Origin of the sequence: uncultured Microbacterium sp., assembly GCF_947632095.1 — a bacterium.
GTDB lineage: Bacteria > Actinomycetota > Actinomycetes > Actinomycetales > Microbacteriaceae > Microbacterium.
In genome coordinates this window covers 1-2,902 of sequence record NZ_CANROA010000100.1, presented here as the reverse complement: position 1 = coordinate 2,902, position 2,902 = coordinate 1, and the positions used below count along the sequence as shown (strand labels likewise).

Below are 2,902 nucleotides of genomic sequence, written 5' to 3'. Positions count from 1 at the left end.
CGTCGATGGAGGGCTGTCCGAGCGGCCGATGGAGCTGGTCTTGAAAACCAGTGGGCAGAAATGTCTCGTGGGTTCGAATCCCACGCCCTCCGCAGATTTGAAAGGCACCGAGTGAGCGAGAAGATTCGCCGCCGCAAGACCGTGGCCCGCCATGGCCAGTTGCGCACCCCCGGTCCGATCAGCCAGCTGCTGAAGATCATCGGCATCTCGCTGTCCGTCGTGCTCGTGAGCGGTCTGGGCGTCGGAGCATTCGTCGTCAGCGACCTCTACGGAACCGCCACGGCCGGCGCCGTCGAACTCGACGGCGAGGAGACGATCCCGCCCGACATCAGCGCCTTCGAGGGCGGATTCGATCTGATGCTCGTCGGACTCGACACGTGCGAGGAGAAGTACGCGCACCTGTTCGGGGAGCGTTGCGAGGGCAAGGGCGAGGAGGGCAACCTCAACGACGTCAACATCCTCGTGCACGTCTCCGACGAGCCGCGCCGCATCACCGCGGTGAGCTTCCCCCGCGACCTCATGGTGCCGATCCCCGAGTGCACGGATGCGAACGGCAACACGACCTCCGCCATGAGCAAGCAGCCGCTGAACAGCGCCTACTCCTACGGCGGCCTGAACTGCGTCGCCCGCACGATCACCGAGCTGACCGGACAGGATGTCGAGTTCGCGGCATCCGTCACCTTCGGCGGCGTGATCGAGATCACCGACGCGATCGGCGGCGTCGACGTCTGCCTGGCGACGCCCATCCGCGACCGCAACACCGGCATCGACTGGCCCGCCGGCACCCGCAACGTGCAGGGCCTCGAGGCGCTGCAGTTCCTGCGCACCCGCTACGGCGTCGGTGACGGCAGCGACCTCGGACGCATCGGGAACCAGCAGCAGTACATGTCGAGCCTGGCCCGAAAGCTCATCAGCGATGACGTTCTCGGCAGTGTGCCGACCATGTTGAAGCTCGCCAACACCGCCCTGTCGAACCTCGAGGCGAGCAACTCGCTCACGAACCCGATGATGATCGCGCAGGTCGGCCTGGCGGTGAAGGACGTCCCCTTCGAGGACATCGTCTTCCTGCAGTACCCGAACCTCACTGATTCGCAGGACAACGCCAAGGTCGTGCCCGACTACTCCTCGGCCGAAGCCATGTGGGACGCGATCAACGCCAACGAGCAGCTCGAGATCACGCACGAGAACAGCTCGAACGAGGGCGTCATCGTGCAGGAACCGGACACCACGGAAGAGGCTGCGCCGGCACCGGAGGAGACGGTTTCCGAGGCCCCCGCGCCGACGGCCTCGGCCGTGCCGCTGCCGAACACGGTCAAGGGGAACTCGGCCGCGCAGCAGACCTGCTCGAACGGCAATATCCGCTGAGCCCAGACGCTCGCAAAACGAAGCCGCCCGGCCCGCATCAGCGGGCCGGGCGGCTTCGTTTTGCGCGGTCAGCGCGGCATGTAGCGAACGGGCTCCTGCGTGCGCGCGACGAGGGAGCGCAGCTCGGCCAGCGTCGCCGGGGCGGCGCCGAGGGCGCGAGCCTGCACGAGCACATTGCCCAGGGCCGTCGCCTCGACGGGGCCGGCGAGAACCGGCAGGCCCGTGCGGTCGGCGGTCGCCTGGCACAGCAGCCGGTTGAGCGACCCTCCGCCGACGAGATGGATGCTGTCGAGCGTGCGCCCGGTCAGCTCAGCCGCCGTCGAGATCGCGTCGGCGAATGCCACCGCGATCGACTCGATGATGCTGCGCACGAGAGCCGGGCGCGTGCTGGGGGTCTCGGCGCCCGATGCCTGCAGCACCGCGATGATGCGCGCGGCCATGTCGCCGGGCGCGCTCAAGGCGGGGTCGTTCGCGTCGAACAGCGGCACGGCCTCGGTCACCTCGGATGCGGCATCCAGAAGCGTCACCAGCTCGATGCTCGCACCGTCCTCCTGCTCCCAGGCGCGCACGGTCTCGCTGAGCAGCCACAGGCCCGTGACGTTGTGCAGGAAACGGAAGGTGTCATCGACGCCGCGCTCGTGCGTGAAGTTCGCCTCGCGGGCGGCATCTGTGAGCACCGGCTCGGTCGTCTCGACACCGACCAGGCCCCACGTGCCGCAGGAGATGTATGCGGCGTTCGGGGACGTCATCGGCACGGCGACGACCGCCGAGGCGGTGTCGTGCGAGCCCACGGCGATGACCGGGAGGTCGGCGCCGATGCGCTCTGCGACCGCAGGCAGAAGGTGCCCGATGACGGTTCCGGGGTCGACGAGATCGGGCAGGATGCCGACCGGGATGCCGAGGCGCTCGGCGAGATCGAGGTCCCACTCGCCATCCTCGACGCGGACGAGGCCCGTCGTCGAGGCATTGGTGCGCTCGGCGACCATCGCGCCCGTGAGCGCGTGGGCCACGAGATCCGGGATCAGCAGGGCCGCATCGGCGTCGGCCACGGCCGGGTCGATGCGGTACTGGTAGAGCGTGTTGAACGGCAGGAACTGCAGACCGTTGCGGCGGTACAGCTCGGCGAAGGGCGCTGTCGCGTGGACCGCCTCGACACCCGCCGCCGTGCGCTCATCCCGGTAGTGGAACGGCTCGCCGATCAGCTCGCCATCGCGGAGCAGGCCATAATCGACCGCCCAGGAATCGATGCCGATGCTCTGGATGCCGGGCTCGCGCCGCACAGCCTCGGCGAGGCCGTCGAGGATGTTCTCGCGCAACGCCGCATAGTCCCAGTGCAGACCATCGGGGCGCTGCACCGGGCCGTTCGGGAACCGGCTGACGAGCTCGAGCTCGAGCACATCGGCACCGACCCGACCGATCACGACACGGCCGCTCGTCGCGCCGAGGTCGACGGCCGCCACCGAGACGGTGGCGGCGCTGCGCGATTCGCTCATCGCAGGAACGCGGCGGCGACGCCGGAGTCGACCGGGATGTGCAG

The 2,902-nt window shown here is 68.8% G+C and carries 2 protein-coding genes and 1 tRNA gene; 2 read left to right on the top strand and 1 reads right to left on the bottom strand.

The window, feature by feature from the left end; all coding sequences use genetic code 11:
- Positions 1–7 precede the first annotated feature (7 nt).
- A tRNA-Ser gene (locus Q0Z66_RS12385) sits at positions 8–92 on the top strand.
- A gap of 19 nt (positions 93–111) precedes the next feature.
- Complete coding sequence (locus Q0Z66_RS12380; protein WP_298041610.1) at positions 112–1,365, top strand: LCP family protein; 1,254 nt, start codon at positions 112–114, stop codon at positions 1,363–1,365.
- Between the two features lie 68 nt (positions 1,366–1,433).
- Here Q0Z66_RS12380 and Q0Z66_RS12375 read toward each other — a convergent pair whose 3' ends face one another.
- Positions 1,434–2,858 (bottom strand): rhamnulokinase family protein, encoded by a 1,425-nt coding sequence (locus Q0Z66_RS12375; protein ID WP_298041612.1) that lies wholly within the window; start codon positions 2,856–2,858, stop codon positions 1,434–1,436.
- Positions 2,859–2,902 lie beyond the last annotated feature (44 nt).